Here is a 24,026-nt window from a genome sequence, read left to right as displayed (position 1 = left end):
ATGCCTGGGGGGTCGGGAACCGACCGGTGGTCAGCCGGACTTGCGGGTGTTCGGGTAGAGCAGTGCCGGAGCGATGGCGAGCGCGGACAGCGCCAGCACCCACCAGAAGGTCTCGCCGAAGGCCGCGCCCGGGTGGCCCGGGTGCCCGTCCTGCGCCTGCAGGAGCGCCAGCGTCAGCACCGCCGTGCCGAGCGCTCCGCCCACCCGGTTCAGCACGTTGACCGCGCCCGCCGCCGTCGGCACCTGGTCCTTCTCGACGCTCCCGTACACCGCCGCCAGGCCGGGTATCGCGATCATCCCCATGCCCGCGCCGCGCAGGGCCAGCGAGGCGGCGATCAGCCAGCCGGCCGGTTCGGAGCCGCTGCCCAGCCGGGTGAACGCGACGCTGCCGACCAGGGAGCAGACGATGCCGATCAGGATCAGCGGACGCGGCGCGATGCGGTCGGTCATCCGGCCGGCCAGCATGGCGGTGACCGCCGTGCCGAGGGCCTGCGGGGCCAGCAGCAGACCGGCCTCCACCGCGCCGGCGTGCCGCACCTGCTGGTAGTACAGCGGCACCAGGAACATCGAGCTGTACAGCGCGGCGCCCTGCAGGAAGCTGTTCGCCGTCGCCACGCTGAAGCCGCGCCGGGCGAACAGCCGCAGGTCGATCAGCGGCGTCCGGACTCCCCCGCGGCCCACCCGCAGCGCGTGCCGGCCGTAGAGCGCCACCAGCATCACGCCCACCAGCAGAGCGGCCCAGCCGGCCGTCGCGTCGCCGTCACCGACCGTCGAGAGCCCGTAGACCAGCCCGGTCAGGCCCGGCGAGAGCAGCACCAGACCGGTGACGTCCAGCCGGGGCTTCGGCCCGTCCGACGCTTCGTCAGCCGGCAGCCACCGGGCGGCGAGCAGCAGGATCACCAGCCCGACCGGCACGTTCAGCAGGAACATCCAGCGCCAGTCGAAGTGCTCCAGCACCAGCCCGCCGAGGATGGGACCGAGGACCGGGGCCAGGCTGATCGGAAGCATCAGCGTGCCCATCACCCGCCCGACCCTGGAGGGGCCGGCCGCTTGTATGATGATCGCTTGGCCCAGCGGTTGGATCATCCCGCCGCCGATCCCCTGCAGTACCCGGAAGGCGATCAGACTGCCCGTCGACCAGGCCAGCCCGCACAGCGCCGATCCGAGCACGAACAGGACGACCGAGGCGAGCCACGCCCGCCGCCCACCGAACCGCGCCGCGGCCCAGCCCGAGAGCGGCATCGTCAGCGAGATCGCCAGCAGGTACCCCGTGGCCACCCACTGCACCGCCCCGATCGAGCTGTGCAGGTCGCGCCCCACCGAGTCGATGCCGACGTTGACGATCGTGCTGTCCAACAGTGCGAGCACCGGCCCGAGCGCGAGCACGGCGCCCATCTTCCACAGACCCGGCGGAATCGGCTCCGGCTCCCCCTCCCGGACTCCTCCCGGTCGGTCCTTCGCCGTGACGGATGTGGTCATGCGCCCTCCCCTGGTCGCCCTCGGGCGAGCCGCTCCCCGAAGCCGCGTGCGGTCACTCCGACGCTCACCCGGCACCCTCGCGGACACTCACCCGGGCGGCCGGTCCGACCGCCCGGGAAGAACTTAGGGCGGACCGAGCTTCTGGGTCAAACCTAATTACTGTGCTCGACCCAGCGAACTGCGCTACGCTCCCGCCATGACCGAGACCGGGACCACGCCGAACCTGCGCGAGCTCAACAAGCGCCGCACCCGCGAGGCGATCTCGCACGCCGCGACCAGGCTCTTCATCGCGCAGGGCTTCGACCGCACGACCATCGCCGAGGTCGCGGCCGCCGCGGGAGTCGCCAAGATGACCGTCACCAACCACTTCCCCCGCAAGGAGGACCTCTTCTTCGACCTGCACGAGGAGCTCGCCGGCCGGCTCGCCGCGGCCGTCGCCGGGCGCGCGCCGGGCGAGTCCGCGCTCGCCGCCGTGCGCCGCGACTGCCTGACCGGGCTCGACCGGCACGACGCCCGGCTCGGCTTCTCCGGCCCGGCCTTCGCCCGCACCGTCTTCGACAGTCCCTCGCTGGGCGCCCGGCTGCGCGAGCTGCACGAGCAGAGCGAGACGGCACTCGCCGAGGCACTGGCCGAGGCGGTGCACGAGAGACCCGTCGGCTTCGAGTGCCGGGTCGCCGCCGCGCTGCTCGCCGCCGTCGACCGGGCGGTGTTCGCCGAGGTGTTCCGACGCACCCTGGCGGGTGAGGAGCACGCGGCGATCGCCACCGCGGTCCGCCCCTCGGCGGTCCGGGCCTACGACCGCCTGGAGGGCGCCCTGGGGAGCTTCGCCGTACGGGAGGACTAGCGCACCGGACCACCGCCGCGCGCCCGGGGCCCCGGCCATACGCCCAGGTCAGGGCACCCTTGACGAAAGGTTGACCTGCTCACGGCAGAACGTTGACGATCACCGCCCCTATGGTCGGCGCATGCCCCCACAGCCCATCAGGCCTATCGCCCTGCCCGTTCTGCCGTACCGCAAACCCACCCGCGGCCGGGACTACTGGGTCCTGGACGACGTGCTGCCCGACCCGGACGCCGTCCGGGAGCGCTGCCTGGCCCGGGGGGACTGGACGGAGGGCTACCCGCACCGCCCCGAGACATGGCCCGGACTGCGCACCATGCCGGGCCTGGAACCCGACGAGCTGGCCCGGGTCGAGTCGCTGGTCCGCAAGGCCACCGGCGCCTCCCGGCTCTGGGTGCAGAGCACCCCGGGCGGCGGCACGCTCAACCACAACTGCGTCCAGGTCGTCGGCGCCGGGGAGTCCGAGTCCCGCCCGCACACCGACTCCCGCGCGCTCTGCCGTTACGCCGCCGTCCTCTACCTCAGCCCCGGCGCCCCCAAGGACGCCGGCACCAGCTTCTACCGCCAGCAGTTCCCCGGCGGCCGCCTCGGCGGCAACCTGGTCAACGCCCCGCACAACAACCTGGTCGAGGCGCTCGGCACCCGCCACGTACCGGCCGACCACTTCACGGAGGACGTCCGCGTCCCCAACCGCTACAACCAACTGCTCCTCTACCACGCCAACCTGATCCACAGCGCCACCGGCTACTACGGCACCGAGCTCGCCGAGCGGCGGATGACGGCGGTCTTCTTCTGGATGGCCTGACGCCCGCCCAGCAACGGCACACCTCACCCGGCCCCCACGTGCGCCAGGCTCGCCCTGGTCAGCGCCGCCGCAAACCGGGCCAGGTCCCCCGGCCCGACCAGCGCCGCCAGTCCGTCCGGCTCATCCGGCAGCCCGAGCGTCCGGGCCTCCTCCAGCACCCGCTCGTCGAAGTACGGCCGCAGCGAGGGCCAGACCGCCTGCGCCTCGCGCCGGAAGATCCCCGCGCCGACCGGTCCGATCCGGGGGAACTCCCGGAGCAGCTCGCCGCTCCGCTCGGAATCGCCCCCGGCCTCCTCCCGCAGCCGCCGCAGGTCACCGTGCCAGCGGTCGAGCAGCAGCTCCGCCCCCTGTCCGAGCGCGGTGGCGGTGCTCTCGTCGTAGCGCACGTAGTGGGCCCGGCCCAGGGCTTCGATGAGCGTCCGGCGCCGGGCGCCGGCCATCGCACGCGGGGTCCGCAGCCCGGCGGCCGACAGTTCGCGGGCCGCCGCGGTGGCGGTCCCGGCGCTGATCCGCACCGAGCAGAGCACGGTCAGGACGAGCAGCCGGTACAGCGGCGAGGGCTTGTCCCGCAGCGTGATCCCCGCCTCCTCCGCGTAGGTACGGCCGAACCGGTCCAGCAGTTCGGCAACGGTCGGTTCCACGGCCACCACCTCCCTCCCTCCACGCTTGCCCTGATTCGGGCGCCTCGCACCCGGGGAGGCTCGCCGCATGAGCGAGCGCAGCGAGCGAATCATCGAGAGGTGCGCATGGGCTCAGGCCCCTGCCGAGCGCAGCGAGGCGGGAGCATGAGCGAGCGCAGCGAGCGAATCATCAAGAGGTGCGCGTGGGCGAAGGCCCCTGCCGAGCGAGGCGAGGCGGGAGCATGAGCGAGCGCAGCGAGCGAATCATCAAGAGGTGCGCGTGGGCGAAGGCCCCTGCCGAGCGAAGCGAGGCGGGAGCATGAGCCGTGATGCCGTTCCCACGACCGAGACCGTCCGCCCCGAGTGGGCCGCGATCGACCACTTGCCCACGGTCGAGCTGCTCCGCCTGATGAACGCCGAGGACCGCACGGTGCCCGCGGCGGTCGCCGGGGAGCTGGACCGGATCGCCGCCGTGGTCGACGCCGTGGCCGCCCGGATGGCGCGTGGCGGCCGGCTGGTCTACGCCGGTGCGGGGACGGCCGGGCGGCTCGGTGTGCTGGACGCCGTCGAGTGCCCGCCGACCTTCGGCACCGATCCGGCGCTGGTCGTCGGCCTGATCGCGGGCGGACGCTCGGCCGTGACGGCGGCCGCCGAGGGCGCCGAGGACCGCACCGACCTCGCCGAGGCCGACGTGGCCGCGCTCGCCCTCACCCCCGCCGACACCCTGGTCGGCGTCTCCGCCTCCGGCCGTACGCCCTACCCGCTGGCCGCCGTCCGCGCCGCCCGGGCGGCCGGGGCGCTGACCGTCGGGCTGGCGTGCAACCGGGGCTCGGCCCTCGCGGCCGCGGCCGAGCTGGGCGTCGAGGTGGAGGTCGGCCCGGAGGTACTGGCTGGATCGACCCGGCTCAAGGCGGGCACCGCGCAGAAGCTGGTGCTCAACCTGCTGTCCACGGCCGTGATGGTCCGGCTCGGACGGACGTACGGAAATCTGATGGTCGACCTGCGCGCCACCAACGACAAGCTGCGCGACCGCGCCCGACGGATCGTCGCCGAGGCGACCGGCGCCGACGGGGCCGCGGTCGACCGCGCCCTGGCCGCGACCGGCGGCCGGGCCAAGGACGCGGTCCTGTCCCTGCTCGCGGACGTGGACGCCCCCACCGCCGCCCGCCTGCTCACGGCCTCGGACGGCCGGCTGCGCGAAGCCCTCCGGCTCGCCCAGCCCTGACGCCCGCGCCCCGGGGCCGCCGGCATCCAGGCCCTAACGGCCCTCCCCAGCCTCCCGCGCGATCTCCGCGCGGAACCCCTCGATCAGCACCCGCAGCCCGTACTCGAAGTCGGCGTCGTGGTCGGTCATCCGCAGCACGTCGACCGCCTCGCGCAGCAGCGGCAGTCCGCTCAGCGCCTCGTCCGGGAACGGCGGCCGGTCGCGGTCCGCCGCGTCCTGCCGCCAGGCCTGCTCCTCAGTGACCCAGCCCATGATGTAGCGGTCGACGGTCAGCAGCAGCCGCAGCGCCGTGCGCGGGCGCAGCCCGGCTCCGCAGAGCGCTCCCAACTGGGCCTCGACCGCCGGGAGCTCGTCCTCGGTGGGCAGGGTTCCGGCGTGCACCCGGGCGCCGTCGCGGTAAGCGAGCAGGGCGTTCCGCTTGGCGCGGGCGTCGGCGGCGATCCACTCGGGCCAGTGCTCCGGGTCCGGCTCGCGGTCGGGCGGGAGGGCCTCGGCGAGCATCGCCTCGGCCATCAGGTCGAGCAGTTCCCGCTTGCTCTTGAAGTGCCAGTACAACGCCGGTGACTGGACGCCGAGTTCACGGGCGAGCCGGCGGGTGGTCAGCCCGTCGATGCCCTCCTCGTCGAGCAGGCGCAGCGCCGTGCGCACCACCTCGTCGCGCCGCAGCGCCATCCGATCGACCTCCCCGTCAACCACTTGCCAGGCCCACCTTATCGCCGATAAGTTCCCGAGCTGGAACTTATCAGCGATAAGGAGAGCCGTCGCGACGCCGACGGCCGCGAAGGGATCACCCCTCATGACCTCCGGACCGGACCCGACCTCCGGAAGGGGCCGCTTCCGGTCCCGAGTGCTGCCCGACACCGCGCCCTGGCGGTCCTCCCGGGACTTCCGGCTGACCTGGACCTCCGGCACGGTCACCCTGCTCGGCTCGATCTTCACCATGACGGCGATCCCGCTCCAGATCGCCGACCTCACCGGCTCGCCGCTGGCCGTGGGCGCGGTCGGCGCGGTGGAACTCGTGCCCACCGTCCTGTTCGGCCTCTACGGCGGTGTCCTCGCCGACCGGGCCGACCGCCGCACCGTCGCCCTGGTCACCGAGGTCGCACTGGCCGCGCTCAGCGCCCTCCTGCTGGCCAACGCGCTGCTCGGCACGCCCTCCGTCTGGCCGCTCTACGCCGCCGCCGGGGTGGCCGCGGCGCTCCAGGGCATCCAGCAGCCCTCGGTCGAGGCGATGGTGCCCCGGCTGGTGCCCCGGGACCAGCTGGTGGCGGCGGGGGCCCTGCTCTCGCTGCGCTGGAGCATCGGCGGCGTGGCCGCCCCGGCGGCGGCCGGCCTGTTGATCGCCACCGCCGGCGTCCCGGCGGCCTACCTGGTCGACCTCGGCACCTTCCTGCTCTCGATCGCCCTGCTCGCCCGGGTCCGGCCGGTCCCCTCCGAGCGGGACGCCGAGGCACCGCGGCTCACCGAGTTCCTCGACGGCGCCCGGTACGCGGCCAGGCGGCCCGATCTGATCGGCACCTACCTGGCCGACCTGGCCGCCACCGTGTTCGCCCTGCCCACCGCGCTCTTCCCGTTCCTGGCCGCGGACCTGGACGCCACCTGGGCGCTCGGCCTGCTCTACTCGGCCGGCGCGGCCGGCAGCCTGCTCGCCGCCGCGACCGGCGGGTGGGCGGCGCGGGTGCACCGGCACGGCCGGCTGGTCCTGCTCTCCGCCGCCCTGGTCGGCGCGGCGACGACCGCGGCCGCGTTCGCCCCGGGACTGTGGACCGTGCTGCTCTGCCTCACCGTCGCGGGCGGCGCGCACTGGATCGGCGACACCTTCCGCAGCGCCATCTGGAACCAGTCCATTCCGGACGAACTCCGGGGCCGCGCCGCCGGGTTGGAGATGCTGACCGGATCCGCCGGCCCGGCCCTGGGCGACCTCCGGGCCGGCGGGCTCGCCGCCCGCCAGGGCATCCGGGCGGCCCTGCGCACCGGCGGCCTGCTCTGCCTCGGCAGCTCGGCCGCGCTGTCCGCCGCGATCCCCGCGCTCTGGCGCTACGACCAGCGGGCCCACCGCACCGGGCCGGCCACCGCGGAGCCCACCCCGTGACGGCGCCCGCCCGCCGGCCCCCGCCCCGACCCACCACCCCCCGTACGCAGATCTCCCGACCCTCCTGTCACCGGATCGCCGCAACAGCCGTACGCACCCGACTCGATCACGTCTGCGGGCTCCCGGCACGGGTGCGCCGCTCCCGGCGCGCAACCGTTGACCGACCGCCCCGCCCGGCGGTTGGCTCACCCCGAGCCGGCCGCCGGGGAGTTCGGCGTCCACCGCCGACGCGGCACGGCCGATCCCAGGGGAGGGAACCAGATGATCCGCATCCGCCGCCCGCTGCGCACGGCCTGCGCCCTCGCGGCCGCCGCACTGGCCGCCGCCGTCGCCGCACCGGCCCAGGCCGCTCCGGCCGACGCGGGCCCGGCCGTCCGGCCGGGCGCCCGCACGGAACGCGTCTCCGTCGGTCCCGGACACGCTCAGGCCACCGGAGCCTCGCAGGCCGACGGTCTGAGCGCCGACGGCCGCTTCGCCGTCTTCACCTCGCAGGCCGCCGACCTGGTGCCCGGCGACACCAACGGCACGTCCGACGTCTTCGTCCGCGACCTGTGGACCGGCCGCACCGAACGCGTCGACACCGGCCCGGGCGGCGCCCAGGCCGACGGCGCCTCCTACCAGGCCGCCATCAGCGGCGACGGCCGCTACGTGGCGTTCGGTTCCACCGCCACCAACCTCGCCCCCGGCGCCAACCGCGGCTCCGAGGACGTCTACGTCCACGACCGCCGGACCGGCGAGACCCGGCTGGTCAGCGTCGGCAGGACGGGAGTGCCGCAGACCGGCAAGCTCTCCGGCGTCCCCTCGATCAGCTGGGACGGCCGCTACGTCGCCTACCAGTCCAACCGCGGTGACCTCGCCCCGGGCACGGTCACCTGGTCCGGCGGCAACATCTACGTCACCGACCGCTGGACGGGCGACACCCGCCTGGTCAGCATCGGCGCGGACGGCAGGGAGGCGGACGCCTCCTCCTCCGCGCCGGAGATCAGCGCCGACGGCAACACGGTCGTCTTCATCTCCAAGGCGACCAACCTCCTCGACCCGGGCCAGGCGGGCGGCCTCTCCCCGAAGGTGGTCGCCGAGCTCAGGGCCGGCTCCGACCAGGAGTTCACCGCCGACTCGTCCCGCCCCGACTCCCGCCCAGACGCCCGCCCCGACGCCCTGCCCGACTCCCGAGCCGACCTCCGACCCGTCGCCCTCCCCGACCCCCGCGCGGAGATCCGCAAGCCGCGCACCTACCCGCTGTACGCCCGCGACCTGCGCACCGGGCGGACGAGCCTGGCCAGCCCGGACGCCGACGGCGGCTACAAGGGCGTGGTCAGCCCCTCGATCAGCCCCGACGGCCGCTACGCGGTCTACTCCTCCTGGGTCCTGCACGGCGACTCCCAGTGGGACCGCCACTTCGAGGTCTACGTCCGCGACCTCGGGCGGGGCACCGAGACGCTGGTCAGCGCCGGCCTGCCCGGTACGACGACCACCCTGAGCTCCTACGGCGGCCGGATCACGGCGGACGGCCGGTGGGTCCTCTTCAGCTCGGAGGCGGCGAATCTCGTCCCCGGCGACACCAACGGCGCCGAAGACGTGTTCCGCCACGACCTGTGGACCGGCCGCACCGAGCGGGTCAGCCTGGCGGGCGACGGTTCGCAGAGCACCGGCCCCTCGCACTCCCCGTTCCCCGGCGCCTTCGGCACCACCGTGGTGTTCACCTCGGCCGACGGCACCCTCGTCCCCGGGGACACCAACGGCGTGGAGGACGTGTTCCTCCGCCGCCTGCCGCTGTTCTGACACCCGCCCGACGGACCACTGACCCCCGGCGGAGGCCCGGTCCGGCGCGGGCGCTCCCGGACTCACACCGTGAGCGCCCGCGCCGAGGCCCGGATCGGCGCCGGCAGCTCCGTCCACCCCCGCAGGTACCGGTCGACCGCCGCCGCGACCGCCCGCCCCTCGGCGATCGCCCAGACGATCAGCGACTGCCCGCGCCCGGCGTCCCCCGCGACGAACACGCCCTCCGCCGCCGTGGCGAAGCCGTCGTCCCTGGCCAGGGTGCCCTCCGCGCCGGTGGCGAGGCCGAGTTGGCCGAACAGCCGCCGGTCGGGCTCCGGCCCGGTGAACCCCAGCGCGAGCAGCACCAGCTGCGCCGACAGGCTGCGCTCGGTGCCGGCCCGCGGGCTGCGGTCGGCGGGTTCGGCCTCGGCGAACCGGACGGCGGCCAGCCGACCGTCCGGGCCCGGCTCGAAGCCCACGGTGGCCGCGGCGAAAACCCGGGGCCCGGCCTCCGCGGCGCCGGACTCCTCGTGCGAGGTGGTCTCCCGGTAGACCTTGGGGTGCACCGGCCAGGGCTGCCCGGCGGCCCGGCCCCGCGGCGGACGCGGATTGACGTCCAACTGGGTGACCGACGCGGCACGCTGGCGCAGCGCCGTCCCCAGACAGTCCGCCGCCGTGTCCCCGCCCCCGACGATCACCACGTCGCGCCCCTCGGCGGACACCGGTGAGACCGGGCGGTCGCCCTCGTCCACCCGGTTCGCCCAGGTCAGGTAGTCGATCGCCTGGTGCACCCCGGACAGCTCCCGACCCGGCACCGGCAGGTCCCGGCAGGCGGTGGCGCCCACCGCGACCACCACCGCGTCGTACCCGGCCCGCAGTTCCTCACCCGGGACGTCCCGGCCGACCCACACCCCGGTGCGGAGGTCGACGCCCTCGGCCCGCAGCTGGTCCAGCCGGCGCTCCAACCGGTGCTTCTCCAGCCGGAACGGCGGGATGCCGTACCGGAGCAGCCCGCCCGCGCGGTCGGCCCGTTCGTACACCGTGGTGGTGTGCCCGGCCCTGGTCAGCTGCTGGGCGGCGGCCAGCCCGGCCGGCCCCGAGCCGATCACCGCGACCCGCCGACCACCGGCCCGCTCCCGGCACTCGGGCGGCCGGGGCACGTCCCAACCCGCTTCCCACGCCCGGTCGGCGATCGCCAGCTCCACGTTCTTGATCGTCACCGCCGCGCCGTCGATCGCCAGCACGCAGGCGCTCTCGCAGGGCGCCGGGCAGAGCCGCCCGGTGAACTCCGGGAAGTTGTTGGTCGCCAGCAGCCGCGCCGCGGCCGCCCGCCAGTCCGCCCCCGCGCCCCGCTCCTCCCCCGACCCCGTCCCCGTCCCCGTCCCCGTCCCCGACGCCGACGCCGACCCCGTCCCAGACGCCGGCCCCGGGTCCGACCCGGCCCCAGGATCCGGCTCCGACCCCGGATCCGACGCCGCCACCAGCCGGTTCCACTCCGGCACCAGGTTCCCCAGCGGACAGGCGCTGTGACAGAACGGCAGCCCGCACTCCATGCACCGCCCCGCCTGCCGGCCCACCAGCGGCAGCAGCGACCCCGGCCGGTACACCTCCCGCCAGTCCCCCAGCCGCTCCCGCGCGTCCCGCCGCGCCCGCTCCGCGCGCGGGGTGGTGAAGAAGGCCATCCGGTCTGCCATCGCGGCCTCCGGCAGGGCGTGCCGACACGGACCAAGCGGCCCGCCCACCCGGCGGCGCGCCACCGTACGGCCACCGTACGCCCGCGAAGCACCGCGCGAAACCGGCGGCCGCCGCAGCCCGCCCCTGCCCGTCGGACGGCCCCGCTCAGCCCCACCACTGTTCCGGCACCGGCTCCGGCTCGGGCGAGTCCGGAACCGTCACCGGTTCGGCGCAACGCACCAGCAGATCCCCCTCCTCCGTACCGGCGACCAGGTAGCCGCACTCGCGCAGGACGACCGCGGCCGCGCCGCTCAGTGCCGCGACCGCCTCCCGGGAGGGCGGACCGCCCGGCTCCGCGCCCGGCGTCCAGCCGACCAGCACGCCCTCGGGGTGACGGTCGATCCACAGCGGTGAGGCGCCCGGGCCGGTGTCGAACCCGGCGCGGGCCAGGGCCTCGGTGACGTCCTCGAAGAGTTCACGGTGATCCGCCATTGGCGAAGCGTAGGCCCTGGACCGGGAGACCCCCGGACACGGCGCGCGCCGACACGCTTCGGGGGCACCCGACCGCAGCATCGGCACCCGTTGGGCCGAGCGGCGGCCAGCCGATCGGGCGTCAGAGCCCCCCGTCCGGCCCGACACGAGCGGCCGGACGGGCCGATGGACGTGCACAGTCGGCCCCCTGCCGACAGCATGACAGAGTAAGCGCTCCATCACCCTGAGCAACGGGTCCAGCGGAACACCTGGTCCGCGCGCCGGTCCGGCCGGCGGGCCCGTATCGAGAGGTCCCATGATCACAACACTTCGCCGGCCGGCGTTCCCGCCGGCGGGCCTCCAGCACGGTACGCCGAGGACGCCGGGGAGCCCGTCGTGAGAACCGACCAGCAGTCGCAGCCGGGACCGGTGACCAGCACGCGCGCCAACCCCGCCAACCCGGCCGAGGCCCTGGCCGACTGGACGGACGGCCGACTCGGCATCTACTCCCTGGCCAAGGCCAACCTGCGCAAGATCTTTCCCGACCACTGGTCCTTCATGCTGGGCGAGATCGCGCTCTACACCTTCGTCATCATCATCCTCACCGGCGTCTGGCTCACCATGTTCTTCACGCCGAGCATGGGCGAGGTCGTCTACGACGGGTCGTACGTGCCGCTCAAGGGCATCCCGATGTCCGAGGCCTACTCCTCGACGGTCCGGATCAGCTTCGACGTGCGCGGCGGCCTGCTGATGCGCCAGATCCACCACTGGGCCGCGATCGTCTTCGTCGCCTCGATGCTGACCCACATGATGCGCGTCTTCTTCACCGGCGCGTTCCGCAAGCCGCGGGAGGTCAACTGGGTCTTCGGCGCGCTGCTGCTGATCCTCGGCATGTTCGACGGCTTCATGGGCTACTCGCTGCCGGACGACCTGCTCTCCGGCACCGGCATCCGCTTCATGGAGGGCGCCGTCCTGTCCATCCCGATCGTCGGGACGTACCTGCAGTTCTTCCTCTTCGGCGGCGAGTTCCCGGGCACCGACATCATCCCCCGGCTGTTCACCGTCCACGTCCTGCTGATCCCGGGCGTCATGGTGGGCCTGCTCGCAGCGCACCTGATCCTGGTCTTCTACCACAAGCACACCCAGTTCGCCGGGCCCGGCCGGACCAACAGCAACGTGGTCGGCATGCCCCTGCTGCCGGTCTACACGGCCAAGGCGGGCGGGTTCTTCTTCCTGGTCTTCGGCGTGGTCGCGGTGATGTCGGCGATCGCCACGGTCAACCCGATCTGGGCGTACGGGCCGTACCGTCCGGACCAGGTGTCCACCGACGCCCAGCCGGACTGGTACATGGGCTTCTCCGAGGGCCTGATCCGGGTGATGCCGGGCTGGGAGATCAGCGTCTGGGGCGGCCACACCCTCAACCTCGGGGTGTTCATCCCGCTGATGGTCTTCCCGCTGGTGCTGCTGGTGATCTGGTGCTACCCCTTCCTGGAGGCCTGGATCACCGGGGACCGGGGTGAGCACCACATCGCCGACCGGCCCCGCAACGCGCCGGTCCGCACCGCCTTCGGCGCGGCCTGGATGGCCCTCTACCTGCTCCTGCTGGCCGGCGGCGGCAACGACCTGCTGGCCACCCACTTCCACCTCTCGATCAACGCGATCACCTACGCGGTGCGGGCCGGCTTCTTCACCTTGCCGGTGGTCGTCTTCGTGATCACCAAGCGGTGGTGCCTGGGCCTCCAGCGGCGGGACAGGGAGAAGGTGCTGCACGGCCGGGAGACCGGCGTCATCAACCGGCTCCAGCACGGCGAGTTCGTCGAGGTGCACGCCCCGCTGCCGCAGGGCCGGCTCTACACCCTCACCTCGCACGACCAGCCCCAGCCCTCCGTGCTGCCGCCCGCGGTGGACGAGAACGGGGTGGCCCGCAAGGCCGGACTGTGGACCCGCGCGCGGGTGAAGCTCTCCCGCGGCTTCTACGGCGAGTACAGCCAGATCGCCAAGCCCACCGTCGAGGAGCACGAGGAGATCACCAGCGGCCACGGCCACCACTGATCCCCCGACCGGTCCCCGACGTCGGAAAGGGCCCGCTGTGCCGGAGACGGCACAGCGGGCCCTCGTCGTGCCCGGGGCGGTCGACGGCGGCCCGGGCGCACCCGGCCGCACCGGACGGTGACGGCCGGAACGGCGGGTCAGCCGCGCAGGACGGCCGGGACGACGGCGATCAGCGCCGCCGCCACGGTGACGGAGAGGCAGAGCGCCGCCCAGCGGGCGCAGATCCGGCGGCACTCGACGCGGTAGCGGGCGGCCAGCCGCCGGCAGCGCTCGACCGCGCGGTCGACGACCTCCTCGGCGTAGCGCAACCGGTCTGCGGCGTAGGCCTGTTCGAGGAACTCCCGCTCCGGCTCCGGAAGCCACGGGAACTGCGCGGCGAACGCGCGGGCGTCCCGCTCGGCCGCCGCGACCTCCGCCTCCCAGGCCAGGAACCCCTCGATGCGAGCGAACCCCGCCCGCGAGTTCACCCGGGCACCGGCCCCGGCGGGCCTGCCCTGGCGGGGGGTCCGCGCTCTCGGCGGACGCTGTCTGCCACCCATGACCGCTCCTCAAGTCGTGTCGAGTCGTCCCGTCGGAAATCCTGCGGGCACGGGCTCCCGGCGGGGATCGCTCCGCAACCAGGCAACTACTACCAGCGACGAACCGCAGGTGGGGGGACGGCTCGCCAGAACCCGTACACCCGGGAAAATCTTGCGTGCCGCGCACGATCGGGCACCGCGCACCTCTGCCGGGACAGTGATACCCGGACGAACGGTCAACCCGGACTGCGGGAACGGAAGAAGGCCGCGACGCGGGAGGCCCTCAGCCGGGCGGCACTGTGCCCGGCGATCGAACGGGGGCTGGAGAACGCCCGGCGGAGGAACCGCTCTGGGAGGCACTGACCCGGTCGCCGGCCGTGCCGTTCGACGGCGCGGCCGAGGAGCCCCACGTGCAGTGGACGGCCGCCGTCCGGCTGCTCCTGGGCGAGCCCGCGCTCCAGGCCGAGGTGGTCCGCGCCACCGCCGCCACCCGGGCCGGCCTGGCGGCGGCGGTGGCCGCCCGCACCGGGACCGACCCCGACCGGGACCTCTACCCGAAGCTGGTCGCCTCGGCCGCGCTCTGCGCACTGCAGGTCGCCGACGAGCACCACCTGACCGCCGACCCGGCGGTGCCGTTCCAGCCGCTGTTCGGCGAAGCCCTGCGACAGCCGGCGGCCGGGCTGCCCGATCCGCGGAACGGGTGAACCCGCCGTACCCGAGGGGGTTCGGGACGACCGACGCCGCCGCCGCGGTCGGCGCCGCCCGCTCTGGGCCCGCCCCGGCCCGCTGTCCGGCTCGGCCGCTGACCCGGGTGGCAGTCGCGGGCGGACCAGGGGCGGCGGGGGCGGGCCCGCCGGGGAGCCGTCCGACGGGTGGGGGAGAATGGACGGCATGTCCCGACGTCGTTCCGAGTCCCGCGCCGCCGCGCCCCGGCTGCTGCCCTCCTCCCCCTGCCCCTGCGGCCTGCCCGCCGCCTACGGCGACTGCTGCGGCCGGCTGCACCGGGGCCAGGCGAAGGCCAGCACCGCCGAGTCCCTGATGCGCTCCCGCTTCAGCGCCTTCGCCGCGCAGGACGAGGCGTACCTGCTGCGCACCTGGCACCCGGACACCCGGCCCGCGGAGGTCGACTTCGATCCGGGGCTGCGCTGGACCGGGCTGGAGGTGGTCGGCACCACCGAGGGCGGCGCGTTCCACGCGGAGGGCACGGTCGCCTTCCGGGCGCACTGGACCGAGGGCGGCGAGGCGGGCGTGCTCACCGAGAACAGCCGCTTCGTGCGGCACGAGGGCGCCTGGGTGTACCTCGACGCCCTCTCGCTCGGCTGAGCCGCCCGGCCCGCGGTCGGCGCTGCGGCCGGCGGCTGCGGGTGGCCGCTACAGGTAGTCGTCCAGCCGGGCCAGCGCGAAGCCCTGCTCGGTGACCTCGTTGAGGACCTTGCGCAGCAGGTCCGGCATCGAGGCCTTCCAGATGTCGGCGCCCCGGAAGTGGGTCAGGATGATGTCGCCCGGATGGAGCTTCCGGTCGTCGTAGCGCCACTCCATGTGGTCCGGGAACGCCTCCTCGTTCCACAGCGGCACCGCCTCGACCCCGCAGGAGGCCGCCGCGCGCAGGGTGTCGTCGTTGTACTCGCCGTACGGCGGCCGGAAGAGCCGGGGGCGGGCCCCGATCTGCTGCTCCAGCTGGTCCTGCTGGGTGCAGATCTCCTGGCGCTGGCTCTCGTAGTCCAGCACCTTCAGGTTGCGGTGGTTGATCGTGTGGTTGTTGATCTCCACGCCCTGGGCGTGGAGGTCGCGGAAGTAGCCGTAGTTCTCCCGGGCTAGGTAGTCGGAGACGTAGGCGCTGAGCGGGATGCCCAGCTCCTCGGCCATCCGGGAGAACTCCGGGTCCTTCTCGGCGCCGTCGTCGACGGTCAGGAAGACCACCTTGTCGTCGGTCGGCACCCGGTAGACGACGGGCGGGCGGCCGTCCGCGAGCTTGACGCCCTGCACCGGGGTGAGGGCGGCCCTGGTCGCCGGGCGCGGCGGGGCCTTCAGCGGCGGACGCTCCAGGCCCCAGCGCTGGGCGGTCTCCAGCGCGGCTCGGACGGCCGCCTCCTGGCGGGCCATGGCCTCGCTGCTGTTCTGCTCCTCCTTGCGGGCCAGGCCGGGCAGCAGCTGCGCCGCGGGCGGGGCGCCCGCGCGGTCGGCGTCCTCGGCCGCCGCGACGGCCTCGGCGGCGGGCGCCGGCGTCGCCTTGGCGTCGGCGGCCGGGGCCGACTTCGGCCCGGCGGGAGCGGCCGGACCGGCGCAGCCGGCGAGGACGGCGGAGAGGCAGGCGGTGGCCAGCAGGCCGGTCCGCACACCGCTCCGGTGGTGCTGATTCCCCCTCAGACCCCCACTAATGCGACAACCTGATGGTCTGTTCATGGGTGCACTGCTCCCCCGCCGCGCACCACCGCCAATCCCCTCGTCACCCGTGCGGGGCAACGACGCACCGGGGTCCTTGCCGTTCCTTTGCCCGGCGGCGGGCGGCCGGGTGATCAGCGGCCTCCGGCGACGGGCGGGGCCGCCGGGAAAACCGATTGCGGTGCCGGCCCCCGAACCGGATCATGCGCCCATGACGAACACCGCGCCCGGCCGCTCAGCCCTCTGGACCATCACCACGGCCGACGTGACCACCCCCGAGGCCCTGGACCTGCTGCGCGAGTACTACTACGACGTGGCCAACCGCTACTACCGCCTGCACTTCGGCCGGGAGGGCACCCCCGAGGAGCTGGAGTCCGGCCTGGCCGGCTCCCCCAGCGACGACCTCGCCGCCCCGGACGGCGTCTTCCTGATCGGTCGCCACGACGGCGTCGCCCACTCCTGCGCGGGCCTGCGGCGGATCGACGCCACCACCGCCGAGCTCACCCGCGTCTTCGTCCGCCCCGGCCTGCGCGGCACCGGCGGCGGCGCCGTCCTGCTGGCCGCCGTCGACCGGGCCGCCCGCTCACTGGGCGCCGAGCGGATCGTCCTCGACACCCGCCTCGACCTGATCGAGGCCCGCACGCTGTACCTGCGCAACGGGTACCGGGAGATCCCCGCTTACAGCAGCGGGCCGTACGCCGAGGTCTGGTACGGGAAGGACCTCACCGTCGAGGTGCGGCAGGGCAGTTGAGCCGGGGCTACCCGGCGCTCGCGCCGGAGCGGGGCGGCGGGCCGCCCGCCAGGGCGGCCGCGAGTTCGGCCGCCGAGGGCGGGTTGGCGCCCGGGCGGGCGACGGTCAGCGCCGCCGCCGTCACCGCGTGGGTGAGGCAGGCCGCGAGGTCGGCGCCCGTCGCACGGGCGTGCAGGAAGGCGGCCGTGAAGGAGTCGCCGGCGCCGACGGTGTCCGCGACCGGTACCGGGAGGGCCGCGGCCTCGGCGCGTCCGCCGTCCGCGGTGCGGGCGAAGGCGCCCTCCGCGCCGAGGGTGACCGCGACCACGGCGGGGCCGAGGGCCAGCCAGCGCTCGGCCACCGCCTCGGGCGGCTCACCCGGATAGAGCCAGGCGAGGTCCTCGTCGCTGGCCTTGACCAGGTCGCTCAGCGCCACCAGGCCCTCGACCCGGCGCACTGCCTCGGCCCGGTCCCCCATCAGCGCCGGGCGCACGTTGGGGTCGTAACTGATCCGCGCCCGCCCGCGCCAGCGCTCCACCAGCGCCCGCACCGATGACGCGCCGGGCTCGGTGACCGCGGCGATCGAGCCGACGTGGATCGCCGCGGGCGGCTCGGCGGGTTCGGTCGGCGGCAGCGTCCAGCGGATGTCGAAGGAGTAGCGGGCCCGGCCCTGACCGTCCAGCTCGACCACCGCCGAGGGCGTCCGGGAGGCCTCGACCGCCTCCACCCGCACGCCCGCCGACTCCAGGTGCCGGCGGATCAGCCGGCCGTTGGCGTCCGGGCCCAGTTCGGTGAGCAGCGTGGCCGGGCGGCCCAGCCGGGCCAGGCCGTAGGCGACGTTCGCGGGGCTGCCGCCGGGGTGCACCCGGTCCGGGGCCTCACCCGTACGGACGATGTCGGCGACGCACTCGCCGATCACCAGAACGGGCGATTCGGGGCTGGTCACGGCGGCTCCTGGCATCCGGTACGCGGGCGTCGTCTCGGCTGCCAGCCTACGGGTTGCCTCCGGGCGCGCGGCGCCAGGGCACAGAAGTACGGCCGCCGGACCTGGCCAGGTGTTCCGACGGCCGTGGCACCGTCCGTCAGGGGAAGGTGCACTCCTGACGTTAGAGCGCGCGGGGGTGGACCGCCATCACCGTGGGCCGTCCGGGGGACCACGGTGCGTCGTCGAACCGGGCCGATCGCGCCCGGGGTGGTCGGGCGGTCCACTAGCATCCGTGGCCGGGCCTTCCGTCCCGGCGGCCCCCGCCTCCGCTCCCGCTCCCGAAGTGCGGTGATCACCCATGGTCAGGCCCCGCGCCGGTCTCGTCCCGTCGCTCGCGCTCAGCGCGGTGCTGCTGTCCGCGAGCGTGCCGACGGCCGGGGCCGCCGACGGGCTGGGCGATCCGGTCTTCCCCTCGCTCGGGAACGCCGGGTACCAGGCGCTCGGGTACGACCTGGCCTTCGACTACCGGGCCGGGAGCCGGACGGTGGACGGCACCGCCGTGGTGACCGTACGGCCCGACCGCGCGCTGGCCCGGCTGGAGCTGGACGCGCTCGGACTGACCGTGCGCGCCGTCCGGGTCGACGGGCGGCCGGCGGAGTTCGCGGCCCACGACGAGAAGCTGACGGTCACCCCGGCCAGGCCGTTCCTCCCGGGCGGCGTCACCCGGCTGACCGTCGAGTACACCGCCGACCCGCGCGCCCCGCTGCCGCACACCGGCTGGGTCCCCACGCCGGACGGCTTCGCGGTGGCCGGCCAGCCGAACAGCGCGCACACCGTCTTCCCGTGCAACGACCACCCGAGCGACAAGGCGCGGTTCACCATCGCGGTGACCGCCCCGGACGGCCTCCTCGGCGTGGCCAACGGGGAGCTGGCGGCCACCGAGCGGCACGGCGACGGCCGCACCACCCGCCGGTACGTCTCGCGCGAGCCGATGGCCACCGAGCTGGTGCAGGTCTCGGTCGGCGACTACACGGTGCGCGAGCGCACCGGCCCGCACGGCCTGCGGCTGCGGGACGTGGTGCCGACCGCGCGCGCCGCCGAGCTGGAGCCGGCGCTCGCCCTCACCCCCGGCCAACTCGCCTGGGCCGAAGCGCACCTGGGGCCGTTCCCGTTCGAGACGTACGGGATCCTGCCGGTCAACACCGACGACCCGGCCGCGTTCGCCTTCACCGGCCTGGAGACCCAGACGCTCACCCTCTACAAGCCGAACTTCCTGCGGCAGCCGGAGCCGGCGATCGGCTCGCACATGATGCACGAGCTGGTGCACTCCTGGTTCGGCAACAGCGTCTCCCCCGCCCGGTGGTCCGACCTCTGGCTCAACGAGGGCCACGCCGACTTCTACGGCCTGGCCTACCGCTACGAGCGCGGCTGGCCGGACGCCTGGGGGTACACCACGCTGGTCGACCGGATGCGCTACCTCTACGGCCTGGGCGACCAGTGGCGGCACGACTCCGGGCCGGTGGCCTCCCCCACCGCCGCCGACCTCTTCGACAGCCAGCGCTACACGGGCGGCGCGCTGGTGCTGTTCGCGCTCCGGGAGAAGGTCGGGGCGGAGACCTTCGACCGGATCGAACGCACCTTCCTGCGCACGTACCGGTACGGGAACGCGACCACCGAGGACTACGTGCGGACGGCCTCGGCGGTGTCCGGGCAGGACCTGCGGGGCTTCCTCGACGACTGGCTGTACGGGCTGCGGACGCCGCCGATGCCGGGGCATCCGGACTGGGTGGTGGGCCCGGTGGGCCGACTGGGCGCCGCTCCGGGGGTGTCGGCTCCCGGGGCGCGGGTCCGGGAGGGTGGGGCCGCAGTGGCCGGCGGGCCCGGGGTGGCGCGGGGCTCCGGGACGCTCTGAACGGCGCGGCTGGGGCTGCTGGTGCACGCCCGGCGCGCCGCCGTGCGTCCGATCACCCCTCGCACGCCCCTGACCGACAGGGGCTGGTGGGGCCATGGTGGTTCCCACGGCCCGCCCGCCGCCCGGCACAGCCCCGGTCGGCTCGCGGGCCGTCCAACGTTCCCCCGCGCCCCCGCCGGTGAGCGGGCGGCAGGACTCCCGGCCGGATTGTCAGTCCCCGGTGCTAGCGTCCCCAGCACGATCGGGAACGAACGGGGGTTCAGTGATGGGTGTCGATCTGACGGGTGGCCATCTGACGGGTGGCGCGCAGGCGGGCGTCGAGCTGACGGGCGGCGAACTGCGGGAGGCCGGGGCCGGGGTCTACGACCGCTGGACGGCTCTGTGGAACGGTGAGTCGGGGCCGGCCGAGGAGATCATGGCGCCCGACTTCACCCTGCGGTACGCGCAGGCGGGCACGGAGGCGTTCGACGGCGTGCGGACGCCGGCCGGGCTGGCGGAGCTGATCGGGCGGTGGCGCGCCGGGCGGCCGGGGCTGCGGTTCGAGGCCGAGGGCGTCCCGGTGGTGGACGTGGAGTCGGTCGACGGCGCGCTGTCCGGCCTGGTGGCCCGGCCGTACCGGGCGAGCTTCCCGGACGGCGAGGGTGGTGTGACGGCGCGCAGCGGGACGGACACCCTGCGGCTCAGCGGTGGGCTCATAACCGAGGTGTGGTCGGTCTCCTCGGGTGCCGCCGGGCGAACGTTCTACCGGGCCTGACGCCGCGGTCGGGCATGGTGGGGCCCGGTGGGGCGGGTGGGGCCGCGGTAGGCCGTAACCCTTCCGGCGCAGCGTCGTTGGACCGGCCATGAAGAAGCGCAGCATGCTTGCCGTCGCCTCGCTCGCCGTGGGTGTCGTGGCCTCCCTCACCGCGCCGAGTGCGCACGCCAGTGCCGTGGGCGGGCAGGAGGGGCTGCCCGGGCCGCTGAGCAGTGCCACGGACGTGGCGCCCGGGCAGGTCGGTGACGCGGGCGGTGTCCTCGGGGAGGCCACCGGCTATGTGACCGGGTCGGCGGACGGCCTGGTGGCGGCCACGCCCGCGTAGTCCCCACGGCCTCCGGCCGGTCACCGCTGCCCGGTCGCCGTCGGCCGGGCTTCAGGACAGCGGGGTTCAGGACAGCGGGGCTCCGAGGTCCTGGGTCCAGTGGGGGGTGCCGGCCGAGCTCGTGGCGAAGCCGACGCCGATGTCCTTGAATCCGCAGTCGAGCATGTTGGACTGGTGGATTCCGCCGTCCATCCAGCGGGCGAAGACGGCGGCCGGGGTGGTCGGGCCCCGGTCGAGGTTCTCGCCCCACTGGGACCAGCGGTAGCCGGCGGCGGTGATCCGGGCCTCCGTCCGGACGCCGTCCGGGTTGACGTGGTCGAAGAAGCCGCGGGTGGCCATGTCCTCCGCGTGCTTCTGCGCCGTGCCGTGCAGCCGGGGGTCGATCCGCAGCGGGGTGCAACCGGCCTTGGCGCGTTCGGCGTTGACCAGGTCGACCAGCTGGCGCTCCGGGTTGGGCTGCGGTGTCGCGGTGGCGCTGCGAGTCACGGTCGGCGTCGGGGTGGGCGTCGCCGTCGGCGTCGGGCTCTCCGCGGGTGTCGGGGTCGGCACCGGGGTGGCGGTGGCGGGTGCGGCGGCAGCGGTCGGGGTGTCCTGGGCCGCGGCCGGGGCAGTGGGCTCCGGGGCCGTCGGCTGCGGCGGCTCGCCGGCCTGCGGCCAGACCAGGGCGAGGGTGGTCACGGCGACGGCCGCGGCCGCGCCGCTCGCCAGGACGGCCTTGCGGGCAGCGGTGCCCGCCCAGCCGCCGTGCCCTCCCGCGTGCGCACCGGCTCCGGCGTGGGTTCCGCCGCCTGCGCCGCCGCCCGTTCCGATACCCGCACCGGAGCCCGCTCCGGTGGCGGTCGTCGAGGACGCGACGGCGGCCGCGGTGTGCTGGAAGTGCAGCAGTACGGGCGCGTCCAGCGGGATCGGCACCAGGGCGAGGCCGGCCAGCAGCCCTTCGGCGGGGAACAGGTCCCGGCCGAGGCCGCCGCAGTCGGAGCAGTCGCGGATGTGGCGGGCGATGCGCTTGCGCCAGACCGAGTTCGGGGTGCCGTCGAAGCCCGCGGTGAGCTCGGTCAGCCCGGGGCAGCGGGGGTAGGCGCCGAGCGCGCGGACGACGACGCGGCCCGCTTCGAGCTGCTTCTTCATCCGCTGCACGCGCACGGCGGTGTGCTGCGGGCTCAGGTCGAGGGCCTCGGCGAGTTCGGCGCGGGTCAGCTCGCCGGCTGCCTCCAGCCACCAGAGGGCGAGCAGCTCGCGGTCGTCGGGGTCCAGCCAGCGGGTCGCCTCGGCCACCTCGCGGCGCTGGCCGGACAGGCCGAGGCGCAGGATGGTGAGGTCGGTGAAGTCGGCCCGCGGGTCGGGGACCTCCCAGGTCTCGTCCAGGCCGCCGACGGTCGGCTGCTGCTGGCCGGCGGCGTGTCGACGGCGCACCTGGTTCATGGTGATGGCGACCAGCCAGGACCGGAAGGACTCCGGCTCGCGGAGCCCGTCCAGGCCGTCCAGGGCCCGGATCATGGTCTCCTGCGCGACGTCGTCCACGTCGGCGTGGCCGCCGAGGGCGCGGCCGGCCACGTTGTAGACGAGCGGCAGCCAGGTGGCGACCAGCGCCTCCTGGGCCTGCCGGTCACCTGCCTGCGCCGCGAGCACCAGGGTGGTCCCGGTCCTGTTCTGCACATCAGCGTTCATGGTCCGCACTCCGTCTTGCCGTGTTTCCGTCCGCCGCTGCCTCCTCGGAGACCCGTGGGGAGTGATCAGATAACAACAATGTGCACGGAATCGGAAAATCGGACCGGAACGATCAGCCCGGATCGGCAGGCCCGGTCCGGGGGTCAGACCGGGCCGGGGCCCGGAGAACCGGAGCCGTCGGGTGCGAGCCGCGGCCGGTTCACGCCGGGGCGGCGAACACCTGGGTCCACCACGGGCCGTTGGTGCCGGTCCGCACGCCCACGCCGAGCTGCTTGAACGAGCAGTTCAGGATGTTGGCCCGGTGGCCCGGGCTGTTCATCCAGGACACCATCACCGCGGCCGGGTCCTTCTGGCCCCGGGCGATGTTCTCGCCCCAGGTGCTCCAGCTGTAGCCGGCCGCTTCGATCCGGTGGTCGGCGTGGTTGCCCTCGGGGCTGGCGTGGTCGAAGTAGCCGCGGTCGGCCATGTCGTCGCTGTGCGACTGGGCCGCGCTCGCCAGCCGCGGCTCGGCACTGACCGGACCGCAGCCGGCCTTGGAACGCTCGACGTTGACCAGGTCCACGACCTGCTGGGCGTACGACGGAGACGCGCCCCCGCCCGCCGGCGGGGCCGCGGTGGCCCGCTTGGGCGCGGGCTGGGCGGCGGTGGCGGAGCGGGTGGCGCTCGGGGTCGGCTTGACCGTGGAGGCCGCGGGGGTGGGGACGGCGGTCGGGGTGGCGACGGCCACGGCCGTCGGGGCGGCCGGAGCGGTCGCGGTCGGCGCGGCCAGGGCGCTCGGGACGGCCGCCGGGTCCGTGGTGGGGGCAGCGGGGGCGGCCGGCGGCGGGACGTCCGGGTTCGTCCCCCCGGTGCCGGGCACCTGGATGCCCTCGTGGGTGCCCAGCTCCGCGGAGATCAGCGCGTCGGCGGCCAGCGACTGGCCGGCCATGTCGCGGTCGGTCTGCTTGCCGCCGTACGCCGCGTAGCCCGCGCCGGCCAGCGCGGCGAACAGCCCGGTACCGGCCACGGCGGCGACGACCGCGGTGACCGGCACGATCCCGCCGCGCCGCCGCGCCCGCCGCCCCCGGCCGGCGTGCCGCTCGGCAGCCCGCCGCGCCGCCCGGCCGCCCGAGCGGCCACGGGTTCCGCTCCCGCTGTCGTCGCCGGCGCCGCCTCCGATCGCCGGGAGGATGGTCGTCCTGTCGTCGCTGTTCACGTGGCCACGCTTTCTGTTCCGGGTCGACTGGTCGGGTGCCGACACTGGGGAGACCTCCCGGCGGGGCGCCGATAACAGAAATTCCGAACGAATGTCCGGCGGTCGGGCCGCGACCTCAGCCGACCGGGGCCTCCGGAGCCATGTCGTAGGTGAGGAACCTGGTCCGGGTGGCGACCTGGTCGTACTTGCCGCGGGCCCGGTAATTGTCCTCGGAGGTGATCCAGCGGACGGTGTTCCACCCGCGTTCCGCCGCGATTTCCCGCAGGCGGCCCAACAGCGCGTCCACCGCCCCGCCGCCCCGGACCTCCGGCGCGACGAACAGGTCGTCCAGGAAGCACCCGACCGCCCCGTGCAACGGTCGCGCGAACGGCCGGTAGTGGGCGAGCCCGACCGGTCCACCGTCCCCGTCCCGGACCAGTAGGCCCGCCAGCTCGTGCCCCGGGTCCATCAGCCAGGACCACACCAGCTCGGCCTTCTCCTCCGGTATCGGCACCCGGTAGAACTCGCAGTACCCACGGAAGAGTTCACGCCAGGCGGCGTAGTCACCGGGCTCGGGCGCGCCGACGCTCCAGCGGGTCGTGGGGGTCTCACTCATCT

The 24,026-nt window shown here is 74.9% G+C and carries 23 protein-coding genes; 12 read left to right on the top strand and 11 right to left on the bottom strand.

What is annotated here, in order from left to right; all coding sequences use genetic code 11:
• Window positions 1-30: 30 nt before the first annotated feature.
• Entirely contained in the window at window positions 31-1,479 is a 1,449-nt protein-coding gene (locus tag ACFY0X_RS17320; RefSeq protein ID WP_387755208.1) for an MDR family MFS transporter, read from the bottom strand.
• Between the two features lie 196 nt (window positions 1,480-1,675).
• Here ACFY0X_RS17320 and ACFY0X_RS17315 point away from each other — a divergent pair, with 196 nt between their 5' ends.
• Window positions 1,676-2,323, top strand: coding sequence for a TetR/AcrR family transcriptional regulator (locus ACFY0X_RS17315; RefSeq protein ID WP_387755205.1), 648 nt, complete (start codon window positions 1,676-1,678; stop codon window positions 2,321-2,323).
• Between the two features lie 121 nt (window positions 2,324-2,444).
• The gene (locus ACFY0X_RS17310; protein ID WP_387755202.1) at window positions 2,445-3,125 is read left to right on the top strand and encodes a DUF6445 family protein; all 681 of its coding nucleotides are present in this window, start codon (window positions 2,445-2,447) and stop codon (window positions 3,123-3,125) included.
• A 23-nt stretch (window positions 3,126-3,148) separates the two neighbouring features.
• Here the strand turns inward: ACFY0X_RS17310 and ACFY0X_RS17305 are convergent, their stop codons facing one another.
• Complete coding sequence (locus ACFY0X_RS17305) at window positions 3,149-3,772, bottom strand: endonuclease (RefSeq protein WP_387755200.1); 624 nt, start codon at window positions 3,770-3,772, stop codon at window positions 3,149-3,151.
• 292 nt (window positions 3,773-4,064) lie between these two features.
• On the opposite strand from ACFY0X_RS17305, the gene murQ reads away from it, so the two are divergent.
• The gene (gene murQ / locus ACFY0X_RS17300; protein WP_387755197.1) at window positions 4,065-4,970 is read left to right on the top strand and encodes an N-acetylmuramic acid 6-phosphate etherase; all 906 of its coding nucleotides are present in this window, start codon (window positions 4,065-4,067) and stop codon (window positions 4,968-4,970) included.
• A 33-nt stretch (window positions 4,971-5,003) separates the two neighbouring features.
• Here murQ and ACFY0X_RS17295 read toward each other — a convergent pair whose 3' ends face one another.
• A complete protein-coding gene (locus ACFY0X_RS17295; protein ID WP_387755194.1) occupies window positions 5,004-5,642 on the bottom strand; it encodes a TetR/AcrR family transcriptional regulator C-terminal domain-containing protein in 639 nt (212 codons plus the stop codon).
• Between the two features lie 124 nt (window positions 5,643-5,766).
• Here ACFY0X_RS17295 and ACFY0X_RS17290 point away from each other — a divergent pair, with 124 nt between their 5' ends.
• Entirely contained in the window at window positions 5,767-7,062 is a 1,296-nt protein-coding gene (locus ACFY0X_RS17290) for an MFS transporter (protein WP_387755192.1), read from the top strand.
• 261 nt (window positions 7,063-7,323) lie between these two features.
• Window positions 7,324-8,844 (top strand): TolB family protein, encoded by a 1,521-nt coding sequence (locus ACFY0X_RS17285; RefSeq protein WP_387755189.1) that lies wholly within the window; start codon window positions 7,324-7,326, stop codon window positions 8,842-8,844.
• A gap of 62 nt (window positions 8,845-8,906) precedes the next feature.
• Here ACFY0X_RS17285 and ACFY0X_RS17280 read toward each other — a convergent pair whose 3' ends face one another.
• Entirely contained in the window at window positions 8,907-10,517 is a 1,611-nt protein-coding gene (locus ACFY0X_RS17280) for a glutamate synthase subunit beta (RefSeq protein WP_387755186.1), read from the bottom strand.
• Between the two features lie 145 nt (window positions 10,518-10,662).
• A complete protein-coding gene (locus ACFY0X_RS17275; RefSeq protein ID WP_387755184.1) occupies window positions 10,663-10,989 on the bottom strand; it encodes a hypothetical protein in 327 nt (108 codons plus the stop codon).
• Between the two features lie 408 nt (window positions 10,990-11,397).
• Here ACFY0X_RS17275 and ACFY0X_RS17270 point away from each other — a divergent pair, with 408 nt between their 5' ends.
• Window positions 11,398-13,020 carry a cytochrome bc complex cytochrome b subunit gene (locus tag ACFY0X_RS17270; RefSeq protein WP_387755719.1) on the top strand — a complete coding sequence of 541 codons (1,623 nt, stop codon included), beginning with the start codon at window positions 11,398-11,400 and terminating at the stop codon, window positions 13,018-13,020.
• A 137-nt stretch (window positions 13,021-13,157) separates the two neighbouring features.
• Here ACFY0X_RS17270 and ACFY0X_RS17265 read toward each other — a convergent pair whose 3' ends face one another.
• A complete protein-coding gene (locus tag ACFY0X_RS17265) occupies window positions 13,158-13,487 on the bottom strand; it encodes a hypothetical protein (RefSeq protein WP_387755182.1) in 330 nt (109 codons plus the stop codon).
• Between the two features lie 350 nt (window positions 13,488-13,837).
• Between ACFY0X_RS17265 and ACFY0X_RS17260 the strand changes: the two genes are divergently transcribed.
• The gene (locus ACFY0X_RS17260) at window positions 13,838-14,242 is read left to right on the top strand and encodes a hypothetical protein (protein ID WP_387755179.1); all 405 of its coding nucleotides are present in this window, start codon (window positions 13,838-13,840) and stop codon (window positions 14,240-14,242) included.
• A gap of 187 nt (window positions 14,243-14,429) precedes the next feature.
• Window positions 14,430-14,861 carry a YchJ family protein gene (locus ACFY0X_RS17255; RefSeq protein ID WP_387755176.1) on the top strand — a complete coding sequence of 144 codons (432 nt, stop codon included), beginning with the start codon at window positions 14,430-14,432 and terminating at the stop codon, window positions 14,859-14,861.
• Between the two features lie 48 nt (window positions 14,862-14,909).
• On the opposite strand, the gene ACFY0X_RS17250 is transcribed toward ACFY0X_RS17255, so the two are convergent.
• Window positions 14,910-15,875, bottom strand: a complete 966-nt coding sequence (locus ACFY0X_RS17250; RefSeq protein ID WP_387755173.1) for a polysaccharide deacetylase family protein — start codon at window positions 15,873-15,875, stop codon at window positions 14,910-14,912.
• A 256-nt stretch (window positions 15,876-16,131) separates the two neighbouring features.
• Here ACFY0X_RS17250 and ACFY0X_RS17245 point away from each other — a divergent pair, with 256 nt between their 5' ends.
• Window positions 16,132-16,671 carry a GNAT family N-acetyltransferase gene (locus tag ACFY0X_RS17245; RefSeq protein WP_387755170.1) on the top strand — a complete coding sequence of 180 codons (540 nt, stop codon included), beginning with the start codon at window positions 16,132-16,134 and terminating at the stop codon, window positions 16,669-16,671.
• Window positions 16,672-16,678: 7 nt separating this feature from the next.
• Here the strand turns inward: ACFY0X_RS17245 and ACFY0X_RS17240 are convergent, their stop codons facing one another.
• Window positions 16,679-17,596 carry a carbohydrate kinase gene (locus ACFY0X_RS17240; RefSeq protein ID WP_387755168.1) on the bottom strand — a complete coding sequence of 306 codons (918 nt, stop codon included), beginning with the start codon at window positions 17,594-17,596 and terminating at the stop codon, window positions 16,679-16,681.
• Window positions 17,597-17,933: 337 nt separating this feature from the next.
• On the opposite strand from ACFY0X_RS17240, the gene ACFY0X_RS17235 reads away from it, so the two are divergent.
• From ACFY0X_RS17235 to ACFY0X_RS17225, 3 genes are all read left to right on the top strand, one after another.
• Window positions 17,934-19,487 carry a M1 family metallopeptidase gene (locus tag ACFY0X_RS17235; RefSeq protein WP_387755165.1) on the top strand — a complete coding sequence of 518 codons (1,554 nt, stop codon included), beginning with the start codon at window positions 17,934-17,936 and terminating at the stop codon, window positions 19,485-19,487.
• Between the two features lie 265 nt (window positions 19,488-19,752).
• Window positions 19,753-20,241 (top strand): hypothetical protein, encoded by a 489-nt coding sequence (locus ACFY0X_RS17230; protein ID WP_387755162.1) that lies wholly within the window; start codon window positions 19,753-19,755, stop codon window positions 20,239-20,241.
• Window positions 20,242-20,329: 88 nt separating this feature from the next.
• Entirely contained in the window at window positions 20,330-20,566 is a 237-nt protein-coding gene (locus tag ACFY0X_RS17225) for a hypothetical protein (RefSeq protein ID WP_387755160.1), read from the top strand.
• A 66-nt stretch (window positions 20,567-20,632) separates the two neighbouring features.
• Here the strand turns inward: ACFY0X_RS17225 and ACFY0X_RS17220 are convergent, their stop codons facing one another.
• The 3 genes from ACFY0X_RS17220 to ACFY0X_RS17210 form a co-directional block, all read right to left on the bottom strand.
• Window positions 20,633-22,234 (bottom strand): sigma-70 family RNA polymerase sigma factor, encoded by a 1,602-nt coding sequence (locus ACFY0X_RS17220; protein WP_387755157.1) that lies wholly within the window; start codon window positions 22,232-22,234, stop codon window positions 20,633-20,635.
• Window positions 22,235-22,433: 199 nt separating this feature from the next.
• On the bottom strand, window positions 22,434-23,429 hold the full coding sequence (locus tag ACFY0X_RS17215; protein WP_387755155.1) for a CAP domain-containing protein: 996 nt from the start codon (window positions 23,427-23,429) through the stop codon (window positions 22,434-22,436).
• 115 nt (window positions 23,430-23,544) lie between these two features.
• Window positions 23,545-24,024, bottom strand: coding sequence for a GNAT family N-acetyltransferase (locus tag ACFY0X_RS17210; RefSeq protein WP_387755152.1), 480 nt, complete (start codon window positions 24,022-24,024; stop codon window positions 23,545-23,547).
• Window positions 24,025-24,026 lie beyond the last annotated feature (2 nt).

It is taken from the genome of Kitasatospora sp. NPDC001547 (assembly GCF_042894165.1).
Taxonomy (GTDB): Bacteria; Actinomycetota; Actinomycetes; order Streptomycetales; family Streptomycetaceae; genus Kitasatospora.
This window is presented reverse-complemented; position numbering and strand designations above follow the sequence as displayed.